This is a genomic window from Phaeodactylibacter sp., assembly GCF_040219495.1.
Taxonomy (GTDB): Bacteria; Bacteroidota; Bacteroidia; order Chitinophagales; family Saprospiraceae; genus Phaeodactylibacter.
Genome location: NZ_JAVJSK010000129.1, coordinates 1 through 18,661 on the forward strand (window position 1 = coordinate 1; position 18,661 = coordinate 18,661).

Genomic DNA, 18,661 nt, shown 5'->3' on the forward strand with positions numbered 1-18,661 from the left:
GCCTGCAAACTACACTTTTTTGCTTATACTTCGTCCCGAAAATCCTCATTTAGCTAAGGCTAAACTCCGGTTTTCGTGCCTCGTCTAACCAAAAAATTGTTAGTTTTCGACTAGAAGACAAAAGTCCCAACACGCTCTTATTGTCTTAGCACACTAATCTGGGCTGGTTTGTTATCCGGGTGCGCCCGGTGTAATATTTACCATCCCGGCACTTTAGCGTGTAAACGTAAAACTGCTGCTGTTCCATGTTTTATTGAGGTTGGAGCGCCTGGGGGCGGACGCTGTCCGCCGTAGCCCGATGGGAGAATAAGCTTTTAATTTAGGAGAATAAATATGGGCAAAAAAAAGCCCGACTTCGCGTAAAGCTTCGTCGGGCGGAGGCGGAGGGATTGGCTTCGCCCTTCCCTAAGGAGGGGAGAAACAAAAGCTGAAGGAAAAAGCACTCCGTGCTCCTTTTTTATGCCCTCCTGCCTTAGGGAAGGGCAACCTTCCCACGGCAAAGGGCATAAAAAAAGCCGCCTTTTTCAAGGTGGCTTTTCCCTTCAGCTTTTGCGGAGGAGGAGGGATTCGAACCCCCGATGGTGTGACCCATGCCGGTTTTCAAGACCGGTGCATTCAACCGCTCTGCCACTCCTCCGGTTGATTTTTCTTAAGCGATTGCAAAGGTAAATTTATTTTGGAAACTGCGCAAGAGCAGGAGCAAAAAAAAGCAGCCCGAAGGCTGCTCCTATACCCAAAACAATCCATTAATCATGTTAAAAAACTCCCTAAATCTTAGTGCTTATAGCATTATGTCTACACTGAGGCGGTGCTCAGCCTGATAGAACCCATACACTAGTGTACCGTCCGGTTCTACAGTTGGCATTTTGCTCTCCTCAATGTCCTTAGTGTCGTAAATGTAGTGTGTTTGGTTAGACCCCTGATGATTGCCTGCGGCAACGAATGCAATCATCAAAATCCCCAGAATTGTTGTTAGTGCATATTTCATTGGGCTAAGCTTTTGATTTCCTGTCACTTCTACTCTTATACCAAAGCTGTGCCAAAAACCAAAAACCTATGATTATCAAATAGTTAAGCATAGACAATTTCGCAAATTGATCTAACAGCTAGAGTGGATTCCCATTATGGGAAAGAAGTTTTAGAGAGCTTGTTGGGGTTTTAGAATAAATAGAAGAGCAAAGCGGCGGCACCAAACCCAACCGACCCCAGTATTACGGTAAGCAGGGTCCAGGAGCGGAAGGTTTCTTTTTCGCTAAGCCCGAGGTAGGATTTCACCAGCCAGAAGCCGCTGTCATTGACATGAGACAGTACCGTACCACCTGCCGCGATTGCAATGACTACCGCACCCAGCTGCCCGGCGCTAAACTGTACACCATTGCTCAATAGCGGTGCAGTCAGGCTGGCTCCGGTTATCATAGCGACTGTAGCGGAGCCTTGTGCCACCCGGATCAAAGCAGCAGCGAGGAACGCAAAGACTATCACGGGCAAGCCCGCTGCCGACATAGAGGAGGCAATCTGCTGACCTGCGCCGGTATCCACCAGCATTTGTTTGAACACCCCACCTGCGCCGGTGAGCAAGAGTATGCTGCCGGCAGTTGACATGGAGTCCGTGGTGGCTTTGAGCAACACTTCCGAACTGTAGCCACGCCGCAACCCCAGCAGGTACCAAATCAGGAGGTTGGCCAGTAATAATGCCGTGAAGGGGTGCCCCAAAAACTGAATGACCGGCAGCACAGCAGCGGGCAACGGCAATGCACCTGATTGCGCCAGCGTACTCAGCACAATCAGTACGATAGGCATACCGATAATCGATAGGATCAACCCCACCGGTGGCAGAGTATCCGGGGGATTCGCTTCCGAGAAAGCAGGGGGTTCAGGGTCAATACGGCGGGCAGCGCGCTGACCAAACCACAGCCCGCTCACCAAAACGGCAGGCAGACCTGCTATTGCGCCCAGCAGAATGACCCAGCCCAAGTCGGCGCCAACAATTTCAGCCACCGCAATAGGGCCAGGGGTTGGTGGAATGAAGGCGTGGGTGGCCGCCAATCCGGCAAGAAGCGGCAGGGCGAACTTCAGCAGGGAGGCTCCGGTACGCTCCTTTAGCGCGTAGAGCACGGGAATCAAAATGATAAACGCCACATCAAAAAATACCGGTATCGCAATCAGGAAGCCCGTGAGCGCCATCGCGGCAGGCGCCCGTTCCACCCCTTGCTTACGGATGAGGTATTGTGCAATCGCCTGTGCCCCACCGGCATTCTCCAATAAGGCCCCAAACATCGCGCCCAGCCCCACTACTGTAGCCACAAAACCCAGGGTGCCGCCCATACCGTTCTGCATGGCTTCAATCACAGCAGGGCCTTCCAGCCCACTGCCCAAACCGGCCGCAATGGCAGCGATCAGCAAGGCGAGAAAAGCAGGGATGCGCCATTTCAGAATGAGTAGCAAAAGGAGTAAAATGCTGAGTACGGTGGCCAGTACAGCCATAGGGCAAAGGTGTTTTTCGTTATTTTAGTCGTGCGAAAACGCGTCAGTACTTCTTATCAAACTTAAACTGCCACATGTACTCCACCACTTCCTTCCAGCTCCACCATTCGTAATGTGGCCCGCGGAAGTGCACGGCGAGCATGTACCCGTAGTACCCCAGCAACACCCAAAGCGCCACCAGGAAAATCTTCAGCGCTAAAACTTTGCTCTCCAGCACCTGCGTAAACAGCCAGGCATAGGGAATCGCCAGGAGCACATAAAACTCGACAAACTGCCGGTGCCCGAAAGCGCCTCCAAACCACCAGCACCACCAGCAGGAGGTGATGTACAGCAGGAGCAGCCAAATGAGGAATATAGGGGCAATATTGTAGCGATTTTTCCACATCCCAACCAGGCAGCCGATAATCGCCAGGCCTGCCATAGGACTGAACAGCAGCCAGCCGTTCTTGATGTGGAAGAGGACCATGTCAACCCGAGGCTCCAGCCAGTTGAAGCCTTCCTCCCCGTAGGAATAGATGAGCCAGTCACCGGAGATGTGCTTCCAGTACAAAAACTGGGGTACAAAGACCAGGAAGCTTGCTATTGGTGCCAGGAGTAATGCGCCCAGATGTTTCCTGAAAAAGAGCAACCGCTCCCTGACATCCGCCCAGGAGCGCAGACCGAACAACAACAAATAAAGCAACAACAAAATGTTCGTGGGCCGGATGAGCACAATCAGTCCCGCCAGCAGCCCCATACCTCCAAAGATTTTCCAGCCGGGCTGTTCATAAAACCGGGGCGTCAGCCAGACGAAAAGCCCAAACAGGAAGAAGGAGTACACGTGCGACATCCCCGGCTCCTGCAGGATATAGTGGTAAAGGTTGGTGCCAAGAAAAAAACCAGTCACTGTCATCATGACGACTACGGGCTTAAAGTACCGGGCCAGTATTTTCTTCAGCAGCAGCAGGCCCAGGAAGCCATAAAAGAGGCCTGCCAATTGTAAGGCACGAATGTAATAATCGCTGTAGCCATCCGCCTCTCCGCCCGTAGCCAGCGTAAGGGCATGTGCCCCCAGGAAAAATGGCGCTTGCATGATAGCCACGCCGCAAGTGTATTTTGTAAAGGTTTTATTCGTCCCTTCAAAAGGCTTAAACTGTGCCTTTGTTCTTACCTCAAAATCTTCGAACCCATCGTTGACAACCAGAGCGGGCAAATACAGGTAGTACCCTTCGGCATCCGACCAAATCAGCCCGCGGTAAAACCGGCCTGCAAGCTCTGCTGCCCGGTAACCGGCAAACAGCAACAGGATCAGCAGATAATACCGCATCCAGAACTGGCCTATGCTTTTGAGGAAGTTTTTCATATTGTTTTGCCTTCAACTTCTGATTTAGCGGAGCAGTATGAGCTGCCCGTAGTGCCGTTGCGCCCCGTTGGTCACCCGGTAGAAGTAAGCGCCGTTGGGCAGTTGCCCGGGCAGGATACGTTCGCTAAAGGGCGCCCCATTGTCCGTTTCCCAGGACTTTTCCAGCACCACACGCCCGGTCTCGTCCAGCAATTCCAGACGGACCTGCCCTGCCTGTGCTTCCAGGAGCTCAAGCGTAAAGGCATCCCGCGCCGGATTCGGAAAAACATTAATGGCCAGCGGCTCCGGATAGCCTATGCGCAAAGGATTGGAATAGCGGTAAGCACCGTTTTCAGTTACGGCCTTTACACGGTAAATGTTGGTACCTCTTCTCGGGCCATCGTCGAAGAATGCGTATTGCCCGTTGCCTTTAGCAGCGACCTGACCTAGCGCGGTGAATTTATGCGCATCCGGGCTGCGCTGCACCTCAAAGTAGGCCAGGCTGTCCTCCAATTGGGTATCCCACGTCAGGTTGACACCGCCTTCTGCAGCTGCTCCTGCCAGTTCATTCCATTCCAGGAACGGGTCGCCGCAGTAAGGGTACACCCGTTGCGTTACCGAGGTTTTGAGGCCGGCGGGGTCAGTCACTGTAAGCTGAATGCGGTACCAGTAGAGCTCTTCCTGACAGCCCAGCGGGCTGATAAGGGCAAAGCTGAGGTGCTCAAAGTCCACAGGATCGGGGTGGAAGTGGTCGTTGTGGTGCAGGAAAGTACGCCATTCATACATCAGCTCTTCGTCAGCATGCTCGGCATCCGTTACTTCGGCTTCGAGGCGGAGGAGGGTGGTACTCTGATCGAGCGGGTAGCGGTCGCCATCCTGAAAGCTGATGATGTTTACTTGTGGAGGAGTGTTGTTGAGGGCGACCACGGCTTCATCGGTCGCGGAGGCGCCCAGGCTGTCGTAAACGGTCAGCACAGCGGTGTAACTCTGCTGGCCGGTGCCGGTGTAGGTGTGCTCCACATTTTGGCCTTCGGCAGTGGTGCCGTCGCCAAAATCCCACTCGTACTTCACGATCGGCAGGTTGGAATCGTAGGAGCCACTGCCATCAAATGCCACGGTCAGCGGTCCGGGGCCAAAAAATTGCTCCGCCTGAATCTTTGCCACCGGGGGTGGATTCCCCCCATAGCTGATCTGATGTACGGTACCTTCAAGGCTGATGTAATAGAGTTTGTCATCTGCTGGGTTCAGCGACAGGTGAATAATATCCTTGGCATTGCTGTGGAAGGGCTTGACGCTGTGCAATTGGTCGGCATCATCAAAATCTGCCACCTTGATCCAGCCGCTGAAGTCGACCATGAAGTACTTGCCGTGGTATTCCTCCGGATATTGATCGCCTTCGTAAAATACGCCTGCCAGAGAGGAGAAGCCATCAAACAGCTCTGTGTCTTCCAGGCTGGACTCCGGTGCATCAACATTCAGGCCTTTGTACCAGCCGTTATCATCAAAGCTCGCTACCTGCGCCCGGGTGGGCGGGTTCCAGCGGGCATTGCTCCACTGCAGTGTGGGCATCGTTCCTACCGTGTAGCCTTCAATAGGCACGCTATCGTCACAGGGGTTGGAGGGTACGCGGTGGCCATCTTCCCGTGGGTTCACGTAGAGGTCTTTGAAATTGAGAAAAGGCTGATCGCAACCTCCGTTTCCGTGGAGCGGATTGGGGTGCAGCTGATTGGCAGGAGCCGGCTCATTGATATAGGGCCAGTGGCTGCCAAAGCCTTCCATCATGGGCCAGCCGAAATTAAGGCCGCCTTCTGTCGCAATATCTAATTCTTCCCAGGCGCCGTTGCCCACGTCGCCTATATATAAGGTGCCGGGATCGCCGTCCTCCGGATAATGGCTTCCGGTATTGGGCCGGACCTGAATGCGGTAGGGATTGCGGAAACCGTAGGCCCAGATGCGGGATTGGGGTGACCGGGGCGCATCCGGCTGAAAGAAAGGGTTGCTGCTTAGCCCATCGCCGGTTTCGGGGTCTATCCGCATGATTTTGCCATTGTAATTGGCCAGGTACTGTGCCCGGTAAGAGCCCAGGTCTTCATCTTCGGTAATAATGCCGGTAGCAATGGCTTCGCTCGCCATCGTTCCGTACTCATCGCCGCCGGTATCGGGGCCACCGTTGCTCGTCCCATCGCCGGCACTAATGAGGAGGGTGCCATCCTGCCCCATCACCAGGTCACCCAGCCCATGAAATTCATACATCAACGGGATGCCATCTTCGATCGTTTCGCCCAGCAGCACCTGCCTGCTGTCTTCCAGCACCCGGAGGTAGGCTGTCGTGGGGTCTGCCCGGTAGCGCACCACCCGGCCAATCGTTGGCTTCCAGGTGACGGTGCTGTCGGGGCTGTATTCCGGTGTGCCGTAATATTCATAGTGGTGTAAATCCAGAGCGTAGAGCAGGTAGAAATAGCCGTTGGCCAGAAAGTCGTTGTCCAGCGTAAAGCCCATCAGCCCATGGTCTTTCCAGTTGCTGACTTCCTCTGAGATATCGATGAGGGGCTCCGGATAGAGATTGCCCGCAGTGTCCACCACACGCACCACACCTTTCTTTTCCCAGACGTACATGCGCCCGTTCTCATCGAAAGTCATCCCCATGGGGTTATCCAGCTCCGTGAGGTAAGTGATATCGTAAAAATCTTCGGGCAATTCCTGAGCGCAAAGCCCGCCGGTGATCAGTAACAAGAATGCTAAAAAACGATAAGCCATAGTCTACTTTTTACAAACCCAGTAATGTATTCCCTTCTGCAATATTGGTCAGGCGGTCCACGCCCTCGGCCTGATGGGATTCCACGATGATGGTCGCCGGGCCAAATTCGGGCTTTTTCTGGTAAGCTACAAAACCCTGCCGGCAGTCAATCAGGGAAAGGTCGCGTACCCGCAATACCGATAAGTCTTTGCTCGCCACGCCGATGGGGGCGCCTTTGATGCTCGTGCTGAAGACCGTCACATCGCTCTCCTCCCCTACGCTGATGCCTTTGTCTCCATTCCCTTTCAACTGGCAATCGCTGATTATAACTGTACTTCCGGAGAAGTCCAGCCCGTCGTTGCCCGTATTTTCGATGCGGCAATTCAATACTTCACCCTTGCAAAAGTCGGCATCGAAGCCATCCGAGAAGGTCTCTCCGATGTAGCAGCGTTCCAGCTTGAAGTCAGACCGGATGATGTTCAGGGCATCCTCACTGCGGTTTTGGAGAATGGCGCTGTTGTGCATCCGGACCTCAGATTCATAGAAATTCACCGCTCCGGTCAGGGACCAGCCTTTGTACTGAGGCGCATCCAGCCCTTCTGCCATCAGATAGGCAACGGAAGAAGGCAGCGGTGCCCCAAAAACAGCCACTCCTCCCCCATCGCGGTTAGGGGCACTGATGCGAACGGGGGCATCTTCTGTCCCCAGGGCTTGCAGCGGGCTGTAACTCAGCAGGCTGGCGCCGTTGTACAACCGGATATCCGCACCGGCCTCCAGGATCAGCTGCCGGCCAGCGGGAACAATAACCGTTTTACGTATTTCATGCACACCGGATGGGAAAACCACCGCATCGGCAGCGACGCTATAGGTGCTGTTCTCGTCCAGTACAGCTTCCTCCGCCAGCAGCTGCCGCCCGGTGAGATGGCCGGGAGGCGTTTGTGCTAAAATGGGCGCTGCAAATAAGCTGTCGATGCCGGGCACTTCATAGAACAGGTATTCCGCAGCCGACCCTATCGTCACGCTCGTACTGCCCGGAGGTGCCTGCACAGCCATTGCTTTTTGTTCCAGAAAACCGGGATTGCGGAGCGTAGTGTCCCTTCGCAGCCGCATATCGTACACCCGGGGCATGCGGGCCGGGAGCATCACCGGGTGTTCCAGCCCACCGCGCATTTGACGGCTATTGCGGCCATAGCCACGGATACGCAGGGGAAGATGGTGGCGGTTGACGATCTCCAGCTGTTGCTCGGGGCCGCGCTTTTGGGTGGTATAGACGGTCAGGCTGTAAGCGCCAAAAGGGAGCAACAGGGAATGTACGTACTGCGCATTGCGGATAAAATCATCCAGCTCAGGCTGATAGGTGGGAAATTCCCGGTTCAGGTACTCCAAACGGGCGTACCAGGCGGGGGCCAGACTGTCCAGGACCGGTAGCAGGTATTCCCGGCTGCTGTACCGGTAAAGCGCCTCGTGGTAAAGCCGCACAAAATCTTCCTCCATAAACAAGCTGCCGAGAAGCGGGTGGTAAGCCTCCTTGTACGGATTCAGGGCGCCGCTGCCTAGCACTTCGTACTGACTAGCCGGCGGGCCGCCAAAGCCATCAAAACCAATGGGCTCCAGTTTGCCGGTAATGGGGTTGTAGTAAAACCGCTGATTGTGCCAGGCGATACCGTGGTAGCCGTTGAAGACATCGCAGAAGGCCAGATAGTTCGCCATACGCCGTAAATCAAAGACCTCACCTGCTGGTTGCAGCCCGTCCCGGTACTGCTGCATGAGTTGACGGGCGGCCTGTATTTGAGCCGCCATGCCAGGGTTGTCTTCAGTGGGCTTATCGTCGAAAGCCTCAATGGGGGCGCTTTCTAATTCGGCAGCCCCGTAGTGGGCATTCGGTTTGACATAGCCATGCGACTGCAACTGCCGCCGGATCGTCTTCCAGTAGCCGTCTTCCGAGAATTTCATGATCGGGCCTTCCCGGCGGCGGCGCGATTCCACAAGTTGTTTCTCAAAGTGCTCTTCGTAGGCGTATACCCCCAGGCTTTCGCCATTGAGCTGCAGCTCAACGAAATCATAGCGGGTAGTGAGCACATCTTCCTGCTCCCAAAACTGGTGCAAGAGCCATTCGTGCAAAAAGTGGCGGGCACGGGGCGTGTGGAGAGAAAAGACCCGCATACGTCGCCAGGCTTCCGTGCCTTTGACTTTCACCCGAAAAGACCACTTGTCGCCACTGAGGTGGTCGAGCCAGTCACCTTTGAGGCGGACTTCAACGGAGATAGGCTCATCGTAGGCGCTGCTACTGAATTGCGCAGGCACCCAGTCGCCCCCGTCCGTTTCGAGAATACCGGAGCGGAGGGCTTCCTGCCGCTTGGCTTCCAGCTTTTGCAGGTGGCGGGGCTTGATTTCCAACTGTAAGACCTCCGGCACAAAGGCACTATCCGCTGATAAAGGCTCGATGAGCAAATCATCAAACCAGGCCGGTCCCTGCCCGGTACTGTAGACGTAGACTTTGAAGCGCTCACTGGGGGCACCAAATGGCACGCTGAAGTGGAGTTCCAGCTTTTCCCACCCCAGGGTGTCTGCTGTGGCCGGTATATTTTCCTGATGGTAGCGCTTTTCCGGGCCTTCCACACTCACTGCCAGGTAGGACTGCTGCTGCCCGGTTTGTTTGCGCCAGACGCTTGCCCGGTAAGCAGAGCCAGGCCGGGGCGCCTCCAGCTGATATTCCATGCCATACTGTGGTTCGGATGCCTGGGGCAGGTAGCAGCTGTGTTTTCCGTGGCGGGCGTATTGGGCAGACTGCGTGGTGCCACCTTTAAAAGCTACGCCATCGTGCACAAAAGTTTCACCCCGTACCTTTTCTGCACCGCAGAACACCTGTCCATCGGGCAGGGAATCATAGGGCGAGGGCTCCGGCCAGAGGCTAACACTGAGGATGAGCACAAGGGCACCGCCCAGTACGCCGAGGAGCAAGCGGCCGGCATTTTTTCGCTGTTGTTTTTCCTGGTCTTTGATGATCATAATTACACAATCAGATCTGGCTGGTCGATGACCGAGAGGCGGGTGGCGGGGGAGAGCTCCTGCATGGCTGTTTTTAAACGCGCAATATCGCCCAGCTCTTTTGCACGGCAAACGAAGGACAAGTCCATGCCCTGCTCAAGGGTGTCCATGCGTTTTAGCTCCACATAGGGCAGGTGCTGTGCCAAAATACCGGCAATGGCCTCCACATCTTCCTGGTCGGTCTGAATATTGACAAACAAACGATTTTCCTGACGAAACACTTGTTGCCGCCCAAGCAGTTTACTAAGGTAGAGAATGCCGAGGATGACTGCAAAAGCCACAATCGCCAGAATGGGCTGATTTGCCCCGCCGGCCAGTCCCAATCCGATGGCGATGAACAGGTAGGTCAGTTCTTCCGGATCTTTGATGGCAGCGCGAAAGCGCACGATGGAAAGTGCTCCTACCAGTCCAAGGGACAGCGCGATAGAGGACTTAACAATCATGATAATGAGCAAAGTGCCCAACGCCAGGGGCAGGAAGTTGTTGCCAAAACGGCGGCGGTTGGAAATGGCGTTGCCAAAGTGGATATAGAACAGCCGCAGCAAGGCTACAAGGATGGCTGTGACGATGACATTGAGCAGGAATTCGTCCAGCGGTACGTTATTCGAAAATTCCTGTATATATTGTTCCTGTAATTTCTGGATCAGGTCCATACTTCTGTTTTGTCGAATGAAGGAACAAAGATATTGGTTTTTCGGGAAGCGTCAGGCAGGAACAAAAAAAGGTACTCCGGATGGAGTACCTGCATAAACTATAAACAAACAAAAAACATTAGCGATTCATAAAACTGTGAGCCTAACAGGGCAAATAAAAAAGGGTTCAACAAAACACAAAAAAAATTTCATGCCGCAGCAAAAAAACAATTGGCTTAGTCCGTTTCGTATAATCCTGATCGTGGTAGGTATCATTCTGTTGCTCCGTTTTGCGGGCCCGCTGCGTTTTATGATCCTTACGCTGACCATCCTGGGCGGTATTGGCTTTTTAGGCTACCTGGTCTACGAGTACATCCGGCAGGAGAACAGTAACTTCCGCAACCGGGGCAGCGTGCCTGCCGGTGTGCAGGAGCGCATGGAGCAGGTGGAGGATCAGTTGGCCCGCAACGAGCGGGAGATAAAAGATATCCGCAAAAACCTGCGGGAATTACAGCGGGAGCTAAGAGACGAAGAGGCGCTAAACGTTAAAAACCGAACTGATGCGCAGTATCTCATCCGGGAATTTGAAGCCGAACTGGAGCTGCGCCGGGCCAAATCCTCCTTCTACAAAACTGTTAAACACAAACTCAACCGCCTGCTGCACAACCACCAATTGTCCCTTTCACTGGCCGACAAAGAAGCCGAACTGCGCCGCCTCAAAGAGCACCACTACGAGGACCTGGCAGATATGGAAGCCCTGCGCTCCGACATGGAACTGGAAACCCTCTATCTGGACACTATCGATGAGCTGTCACTGAAAGTCCCGGACAATCTTTCCCTGGAGCATGTGCAGGAATTGCAAAAGCAGCTGGAGGAGATGACGCGGGGGCTGGAGCGTTGAGGGTTGCAGACGTCAATGTATAGGTAGAATCAGAAAGCGCTCTTATTCCGAATACACATCATCAACGGCAAGCACCTCCCCATACAACCCCTCCAATTCCCCAATACAAGCTTCAAAATAATTGATGCCTACCATCAGGTGAAAAGCCCGGGCCTCTGCTGTTTGCTGAAAAAGAAAAAGGTCATTCTGCCCATTGGCTATAAACACTTCCCCGTTCACCCCAAGTGCCGCCTCAGCTCCATTAATTCCCCCTCCGTCAAATACCGCCACTGCCCAGGCTTGAGCCCGCCCAGATGGACGTTCATAATGCGCACCCGTTTGAGGGTCACGACATCGTAGCCCAGGTAGTCGCACATGCGCCGGATTTGCCGGTTGAGCCCTTGAGTGAGCACGATGCGGAAGGCCTGCCGCCCGATTTTTTCCACCTGGCACTTTTTGGTCACGGTGCCCAGGATGGGGATGCCCTGGCTCATCCGCCTGACAAAAGAAGCGTTGATGGGCTTATTGACGGTAACGATGTATTCTTTTTCATGCTCATTTTGCTCGCGCAGGATTTCATTGACGATGTCGCCGTCGTTGGTCAGAAAAATCAGCCCGGTGGAAGCTTTGTCGAGGCGGCCGATATGGAAAATGCGCTCCGGGTAGTTGAGGAAGTCAATGATGTTGGACTTATCCTTGCGGTCAGTGGTGCAGGTGATGCCGGGAGGCTTGTGGAGGGCGAGGTAGACCGCTTTGGGTTTAGCTTTCAGGGGCGCGCCATCCAGCAGGACCTCATCGCCGGGGTTGACACGGTTGCCCTTTTTGGCAGTAGTGCCATTGAGCTGTACCCGCCCGGCCTCGATCATACGGTCTGCTTCCCGCCGGGAACAAATGCCGGTGGAACTGATGAATTTATTGAGGCTGATGGAAGGGTCTGACATAGATGATATAGCGACTACTTTTATTAACGAAAGCAGGAGCTAATTTAACCTTATAATTTACTTATTTCTTCTTTGCTTAAGCCGGTGTACTTCACGATCTTTTCTATTGGTTCACCATCGTTTTTCATATTTTTCGCAATTTCAATATTCCGTTTATCTAATCCCTCCCGATATCCTTCCTCTCTGGATGTATCAACAACATTTTTCAAATCTCTGTAGTTTTTCAAACTCTCTTCATATGCTTCTCTTTCTTCAGGAGTAAATTTGGCTATTTCGGCAGCTTCAAATAATCGTTCAAATATTTTGTCTTGTAATTTTTTTGGGCGGTCTTGTAATCCAGATAGATGCTTAAATACAAATAGCCATTTGTCAAATTGTGTATCTAACTCTTCTTCCTTTTTCCTGAACTTGGGAAGTTCAATATAAATGAATTTCAATTTGTCATAGAATACTTCACAGTTCTGATTTTTCAACTCAACAATATGAAGCAATTCATCCTCTAACTTATGGTCATCGAAAATAAAATCTAAAATACCCACTGTATACACTGGTTCTAGCCTATAACTCCACTCCCCTTTTTTTGCTTGTTCCTGGATAGGAAATGATGAATAATAGATACTCCTGTCTTTGAAATAATTTTGTTTTGCTTTTTGGATTTCAACTATAAATCGCTCACCCGATTCTCCTATACAATATAGATCAAAGACGGCTTTTCGATCCAATTCATTCAGCCCCATTTGTTCATTCCTTGAATAGGATAAATCCTTAATCCTGTGTCTCTGTGGAAGAATCTGATTCAGGAAATCTATTAACAGAATTTTATTAGGTTCTGTGCCAAATAGCTTTTTGAATCCAAAATCAGTTAGCGGGTTGATATACTTGTCATCTAAAGCACTCATATTCAAACATTTGCACTCACATGAAACTAGCAATACAAAGATAACCAATTTCGAGTTGTCAATCTACATCAATCCCCTTTTCCTTGCTTATTTGATATACACTGCAATTGCACTTTTTATAGGCGGATAAAAAAAGCCCCGGTCACTGCCGGGGCATAAGTTCAACTTGGTTCAATTTGGTAAAAAAGTAGTGTAAGGCTGAGGGACAAACGCTTGCTAGCTAATGGATTGAGCTGCAATAAACCAACAGCTCAACGCTCAGCACCAGCAAGAGCTTTAGAGTTAAAAGCCCAGCTAATAATTCGGCCTAGTCGCACTAGCCAGTACTTTTGGCGCAGCAGCAAGGATTTCACCGCTGGTTTTCGCAGCGAATTTTTCAAAGTTTTTATTGAAACGCTCGGCCAGGTCATTGGCTTTTGCGTCATAGGCATCGGCATCTGACCAGGTCTGCTTAGGGTCGAGGACCTCATCAGGCACATTGGGGCAGCTTACCGGCATGCTCAGGCCGAAGATTTCGTGGGTGTGGTAGTCCACGGCATCCAGTTCGCCGCGCAGGGCTGCCGTGATCATGGCACGAGTGTACTTCAGGCTCATGCGGTGGCCAGTACCGTGAGCACCGCCCGTCCATCCGGTATTCACCAGCCAGACATTGACGTTGTGCTCCTGCATCTTTTCACCCAGCATCTCAGCATATTCTGCCGGGTGCAGGGGCATAAAGGGCGCGCCAAAGCAAGCCGAAAACGTAGCCTGTGGCTCCGTGATGCCCGCTTCTGTTCCGGCGACCTTTGCGGTATAGCCTGACATAAAGTGGTACATAGCCTGGCCAGGCGTCAGTTTGCTGATCGGAGGCAGTACGCCAAATGCATCGCAAGTCAGAAAAAAGATATTCGTCGGGTGCCCGCTGCGCGAAGGCTCAAGGGCATTATCAATGTGGTAAATCGGATAGGAGACCCGGGTATTTTCGGTAATGTCGCTGTTCTCAAAGTCCGGCGTGCGGGTGCCAGGGTAGCACTTGATGTTCTCCAGGATCGCCCGGTGCTTGATGGCGTGGTAGATTTCCGGCTCTTTCTCCTCCGACAGGTCAATCGTTTTGGCGTAGCAGCCGCCTTCGAAGTTGAAAATGCCGTTTTCGGACCAGCCGTGCTCATCATCGCCGATAAGATTGCGGTTAGGGTCGGCAGACAAGGTAGTCTTGCCGGTACCGCTCAGCCCAAAAAAGACAGCGGTATCTCCCTCCTGCCCTACGTTGGCAGAGCAGTGCATGGACAATACATCACGGTGCTTGGGCAGGACATAGTTCAGGACAGAGAAAATGCCTTTCTTAATCTCTCCGGTGTAGCCCGTACCGCCGATGATGATCTGCTTTTCCGTGAAGTTGATGATGGCAAAATTGTGCTGACGGGTACCGTCCACTTCCGGGTCGGCGTGGAAGCCCGGCGCACAGAGGATGCTCCACTCCGGCTCAAAGTTTTCAAGCTCAGCTCCGGTAGGGCGCAGGAACATATTGTAGGCAAACTGATTGCTCCATGGATATTCGCTTACCAGGCGCAGGTTCATGCGGTAGTCATCATCTGCGCAAACGTAGGCATCGCGTACGAATACATCTTTGTCCGCGAAGTAGTCGATGATTTTGCCTTTGAGCTGCTGAAAGTACCGGTTGTCAATAGGCTTGTTGATGTTGCCCCAATCAACGGTATCCTTTGTTTCTGCGTCCTCAACGATGAAACGGTCCTGAGGAGAGCGGCCGGTAAATTCGCCGGTTTCCACAGCGATAGCGCCCAAGTCAGTCAGGAAGCCTTGTCCGCGCCGGATCGTCTCCTGCACGAGGGCTTCCGGGCTCAGGTTCCAAAAGGCATTCCTGACCTGCTTGATGCCCAGTGTTTCCAATGTTGCAGCAGGGTTTTTAATCTCAAACTTCTCCATTGTAGGAAGGTTAGTTTTGCTATTCGGGAAAAATTTGCGTTGCCTGTCGGCAGTACAAACTTGAAACGTTGGGGCAAAGAAAGATGTTTTTCGCATTTAGAGAAAATTTCTCTAACAGATTTTTTTTCAAATGCTTAAATTTGCACCTATGTTAAGAGAAATCGACACGGTAAAACTCATTTTCGGGCTCAAGGTGCATCAGTTGCGGCAGGAGCAGGACTTATCCTATCAGCAACTGTCCGACCGCACCGGGCTGGCCATTTCCTACCTGCACAATATCGAGAAAGGCAAAAAGTACCCCAAGGCCGACAAAATCCTGGCCCTCGCCCGTGCCCTGAATACGGAATATAACTACCTCGTTTCTCTGGATGCAGACAAGCGGCTGAAGCCCATTATCGATCTGATCCACTCGGATTTTCTCAAAATCTTCCCCCTGGAGCTCTTTGGTATCAACACCCCTAAGCTGATAGAACTGCTTTCGGTGACGCCGGACAAGGTGAATGCCTTCATCAGCACGGTGATCAAGATTGTGCGCAACCACCACCTGCAGGGCGAGGACTTCTACAAAGCTGCCCTTCGCTCCTATCAGGACCTGCACGACAACTACTTTGATGACCTGGAACTGGCAGTCCAAGAGTTTAAATCCAAAAACACGCTGAAGCAACAGCCCGGGTTCGAAACGTCTGAACTGGAGCACCTCCTGCACAAAAACTTCGAGGTCAGGGTAGACCGTGACTTCCTCAGCAGCCGGCCGGACCTGACGGAAGTGCGTTCCTACTATTCTGTAAAAAATAAAGTGCTGTACCTCAACGGCGGGCTGAGTTCTGCTCAGGAAAAATCCTTGCTGGGCAAAGAAATAGGCTTTCAGTTCCTAAAATTGGAGGAACGCCCCTACGAGACCCGCATGATGGAGGTCGACTCCTTCGACAAACTCCTCAACAACTTCAAAGCTTCCTACTTCTCCGTTGCCCTGCTGATGGACGAAAAGGAAATGATCGAGGATATTGAGACAATGGCCCGTTGGCGGACCTGGGACGCAGAGGCTTTTCTGGAGCTGTTTGCCAAGTACGATGTGACTTCTGAGATGCTCATACAGCGCCTGACCAATCTCCTGCCCCGGCACTTCAACATTCAGGATTTGTTCTTCCTGCGTTTTTTTGCACGCCCCGACCTGCAGAAGTTTGAAATGACCAAGGAGATGCATCTTTCGCAGCTCCATAACCCCCACGCCAACCAACTGGACGAGCACTACTGCCGCCGCTGGATCAGCATCAACCTCATCCGTCAGCTGAAAGCGCAGCAGGGTATCAGCAATACGGAAGGGCCTATTGCCGGGGCGCAGATTTCGCGTTACTGGGGCACGCCCAATGCCTACCTGTGCATCACCATTGCCAAGCCTGGCCACCACCATGCCGAAAACAGCTCAAGCGTCACTATCGGCCTGCTGGTGAATGACAAACTCAAACGCCTGTTCCGATTCCTGAATGACCCGAAGCTGGTCATCAAAGACGTACACACCACCTGCGAGCGCTGTGGTATTTCGGATTGCGGAGCACGGGCAGTGCCGCCAACCGTGCTGCAGCATCACCGCAGAAAGGAGAACATCCGTGCTACGCTGGAAGAACTGGAACGGCACCGGGTGGAGGGCTAACGGGTGCTGTCCCGGGGGAGGTTGAGGCTGAGGTTAAGGTTGAGAACCTGGCATGGTCTCCCTTGCGGCGACAGTGAACTGTCGCTCCCTGCGGAGGACCCCGGGTGGTCTCAACCTCAACCTTATCCTCAGCCTTTTCCTAGTCTCACGCATTGCCACTGCCCCGGGCACCATCCTACAAATCCACCACTTCTCCCGTGCGGTCCGCCTCCATAATCGCCTGTACGATGCGGATGTCCCGAAGCCCCTCTTCGCCCGGGACCAGCACCGGCGTACCATTCAGAATAGACAGGGCATCGTTGTCCATCTGTCGGGCCTGCTGGTCTTTAATGGGTTGGTTCAGCCGTTTACCATCGCTGGTGAGACCCTGCACGCCGCTATAGGACTGCATAGGCTCCAGCTTGTACCAGCCATCGGCGCAGTCTACCCGCAGGCGATTGATGGTTTCCACCACACTGGTTTTACCGGATCCTTTGATCCCATTCGGGAATGCCAGCTCAAAGGTGGTGGTCACATCGACCTCATTGGGGATATCACGGGAAGCCGAACGCACCTGCACCGGCTCCATGCCCGTGGCGTAGCGTAGCCCGTTGATGGTGTACACGCCCATATCGTAGAGCGCACCACCGCCCATATCGGCCTGAAAGCGCCAGCCGCTGCCCTGCCCGGACCCCGCATAACCCGCCAGTGCCTCGGCGGATTGGATAGCGCCATAAGGCAGCGTTTGAGCGTACTGAATGACCGTCTGCGTATTGGGCTCGTGCTGCATACGGTAGCCGATGCTGAGCTTCACCCCGTTTTGATTACAGGCATCTATAATTGACTGGCACTCCTCCACATTCATGGCCATGGGCTTTTCGCACCAGACATGCTTGCCGGCGTTGGCCGCGCGGATGGCATACTCGGCATGAAGCCCGGTTGGTACCACGATGTAGATCACATCAATATCCGGGTTATCCGCCATTTTGTACATGGTATCGTAGGCATAGACATTCTTATCCGGAATGCTGTACCGCTGCTGCCAGGTGGGAATTTTTTCCGGGCTGCCCGTAACGATACCGGCGAGGTAGCAGTGCTCCGTCATTTGGAGGGCAGGCGCGAGTTGCCCGCGGGCATAGCCGCCCAGCCCGACGAGGGCAACGCCCAGGCGTTTTTTCGGAGATTGGCAGCCCAGGAGTGCGGGGGCAGCCAGCAGGCTACCGGCCGCCATAGCGGACTGTCGGAGGAAGTGGCGGCGGGAGGTTGACCATTTATCCATAAGCTTTTACTTTGAATAACTGCCTTGGGGGTTGAGTTGTTGCTTTTAAGCCTGGTTTGCATTTCAAGTCAGGTGGTGACTTTAGCGCCGATAGCTATGCGGAGGCGACCTGACAGCTAACCTTATCTCTCACCCTCTGGCCAAGATTCCGAAATCATCGCCTGAGTTTAAACCAAGAAAGCGCCTTCAAAACCGAAGCTCCATCCCCCTGCGCCCCTTGTCGGACCACGGAGCCTTGAACTGCACAATAAACGAAAGTGACAGCGCATCGGCAGGTGCAATAAACCGGCTGTAATCACTACGATAGCCTAATCCTTTGAAATAAGAAAGCTCTATCATGTAGCGTTTGTAGTAAAAAGCAGCCGAAATATTTGCAGCATAGCCCAGGTTATCATTATAAAACGCATCGAACTCATATCCACTTCCCGTTACGAAATTAATTTCGTGAAAATAATCCAGACTTGGCCCAATGCCCAATACCACTCTATCGAACAGCTCACGCTTCAGTGCCAAGGCGCTTCTCCAAACAGAAAACTTTGTACCTTTAATTGCTACGATACCATGAGGCCAAAATTTAAAATATTGTTGATGAATATATGTATTCTGCCATGCCAGCAAGTACTTATCTGCTAAATGCCGCTCAACTCCCAATCCCAAATGCCAGTTGGAAACCCAGCCTTCTTCCATAAATGGCCTAAAGGTGATATCATCAAGGTTACGTCCCTCTTGCATCTCCATAAAACTCGCCCCTACTATGATGCTAAAATAGGTCTGCCCACGCAGGGCACTTACGCTGAGCAGTAGAAGTAAAGCAGTAAAGGTGCGTTTGAAGTCCTGTTTCATGGCTATATTTTTAGCCCTCCTGATTTCCAAAATTGCTTCTTTTT

At 52.7% G+C, this 18,661-nt stretch carries 14 protein-coding genes and 1 tRNA gene; 2 read left to right on the forward strand and 13 right to left on the reverse strand.

All coding sequences use genetic code 11. The features are described 5' to 3' along the window. Positions 1-552: 552 nt before the first annotated feature. The 7 genes from RIC19_RS20510 to RIC19_RS20540 all read right to left on the reverse strand — a co-directional run bounded on the left by RIC19_RS20510 (position 553) and on the right by RIC19_RS20540 (position 10,243). Positions 553-637: transfer RNA gene (locus RIC19_RS20510), tRNA-Ser, on the reverse strand. Positions 638-781: 144 nt separating this feature from the next. Further along, a complete protein-coding gene (locus RIC19_RS20515; RefSeq protein WP_350180238.1) occupies positions 782-988 on the reverse strand; it encodes a hypothetical protein in 207 nt (68 codons plus the stop codon). A 170-nt stretch (positions 989-1,158) separates the two neighbouring features. Further along, on the reverse strand, positions 1,159-2,484 hold the full coding sequence (locus RIC19_RS20520; protein WP_350180240.1) for a GntP family permease: 1,326 nt from the start codon (positions 2,482-2,484) through the stop codon (positions 1,159-1,161). A gap of 43 nt (positions 2,485-2,527) precedes the next feature. Continuing rightward, the gene (locus RIC19_RS20525) at positions 2,528-3,826 is read right to left on the reverse strand and encodes a hypothetical protein (protein ID WP_350180241.1); all 1,299 of its coding nucleotides are present in this window, start codon (positions 3,824-3,826) and stop codon (positions 2,528-2,530) included. Positions 3,827-3,850: 24 nt separating this feature from the next. Then, positions 3,851-6,562: a PQQ-dependent sugar dehydrogenase gene (locus RIC19_RS20530; protein WP_350180242.1), complete on the reverse strand. Its 2,712-nt coding sequence runs from the start codon at positions 6,560-6,562 to the stop codon at positions 3,851-3,853. Between the two features lie 10 nt (positions 6,563-6,572). Continuing rightward, the gene (locus RIC19_RS20535) at positions 6,573-9,551 is read right to left on the reverse strand and encodes a right-handed parallel beta-helix repeat-containing protein (protein ID WP_350180243.1); all 2,979 of its coding nucleotides are present in this window, start codon (positions 9,549-9,551) and stop codon (positions 6,573-6,575) included. A gap of 2 nt (positions 9,552-9,553) precedes the next feature. Then, complete coding sequence (locus RIC19_RS20540) at positions 9,554-10,243, reverse strand: DUF4956 domain-containing protein (RefSeq protein ID WP_350180244.1); 690 nt, start codon at positions 10,241-10,243, stop codon at positions 9,554-9,556. A gap of 190 nt (positions 10,244-10,433) precedes the next feature. Between RIC19_RS20540 and RIC19_RS20545 the strand changes: the two genes are divergently transcribed. Next, positions 10,434-11,123 (forward strand): hypothetical protein, encoded by a 690-nt coding sequence (locus RIC19_RS20545; RefSeq protein WP_350180245.1) that lies wholly within the window; start codon positions 10,434-10,436, stop codon positions 11,121-11,123. A 42-nt stretch (positions 11,124-11,165) separates the two neighbouring features. Here the strand turns inward: RIC19_RS20545 and RIC19_RS20550 are convergent, their stop codons facing one another. The 4 genes from RIC19_RS20550 to pckA form a co-directional block, all read right to left on the reverse strand. Continuing rightward, positions 11,166-11,393: a hypothetical protein gene (locus RIC19_RS20550; RefSeq protein ID WP_350180277.1), complete on the reverse strand. Its 228-nt coding sequence runs from the start codon at positions 11,391-11,393 to the stop codon at positions 11,166-11,168. Continuing rightward, positions 11,339-12,043 (reverse strand): 23S rRNA pseudouridine(2604) synthase RluF, encoded by a 705-nt coding sequence (gene rluF, locus RIC19_RS20555; protein ID WP_350180246.1) that lies wholly within the window; start codon positions 12,041-12,043, stop codon positions 11,339-11,341. Before rluF ends, RIC19_RS20550 begins: the two co-directional genes overlap by 55 nt. 50 nt (positions 12,044-12,093) lie before the next feature. Next, positions 12,094-12,942 carry an Rpn family recombination-promoting nuclease/putative transposase gene (locus tag RIC19_RS20560; RefSeq protein WP_350180247.1) on the reverse strand — a complete coding sequence of 283 codons (849 nt, stop codon included), beginning with the start codon at positions 12,940-12,942 and terminating at the stop codon, positions 12,094-12,096. 294 nt (positions 12,943-13,236) lie between these two features. Then, a complete protein-coding gene (pckA, locus tag RIC19_RS20565) occupies positions 13,237-14,865 on the reverse strand; it encodes a phosphoenolpyruvate carboxykinase (ATP) (RefSeq protein ID WP_350180248.1) in 1,629 nt (542 codons plus the stop codon). Between the two features lie 148 nt (positions 14,866-15,013). Between pckA and RIC19_RS20570 the strand changes: the two genes are divergently transcribed. Beyond that, positions 15,014-16,516 carry a helix-turn-helix domain-containing protein gene (locus RIC19_RS20570; protein WP_350180249.1) on the forward strand — a complete coding sequence of 501 codons (1,503 nt, stop codon included), beginning with the start codon at positions 15,014-15,016 and terminating at the stop codon, positions 16,514-16,516. Positions 16,517-16,691: 175 nt separating this feature from the next. Here the strand turns inward: RIC19_RS20570 and RIC19_RS20575 are convergent, their stop codons facing one another. Both RIC19_RS20575 and RIC19_RS20580 read right to left on the reverse strand, forming a co-directional pair. Next, a complete protein-coding gene (locus RIC19_RS20575; protein ID WP_350180250.1) occupies positions 16,692-17,774 on the reverse strand; it encodes a Gfo/Idh/MocA family protein in 1,083 nt (360 codons plus the stop codon). A gap of 186 nt (positions 17,775-17,960) precedes the next feature. Next, positions 17,961-18,617 carry a hypothetical protein gene (locus RIC19_RS20580; RefSeq protein WP_350180251.1) on the reverse strand — a complete coding sequence of 219 codons (657 nt, stop codon included), beginning with the start codon at positions 18,615-18,617 and terminating at the stop codon, positions 17,961-17,963. Between the last annotated feature and the right edge of the window lie 44 nt (positions 18,618-18,661).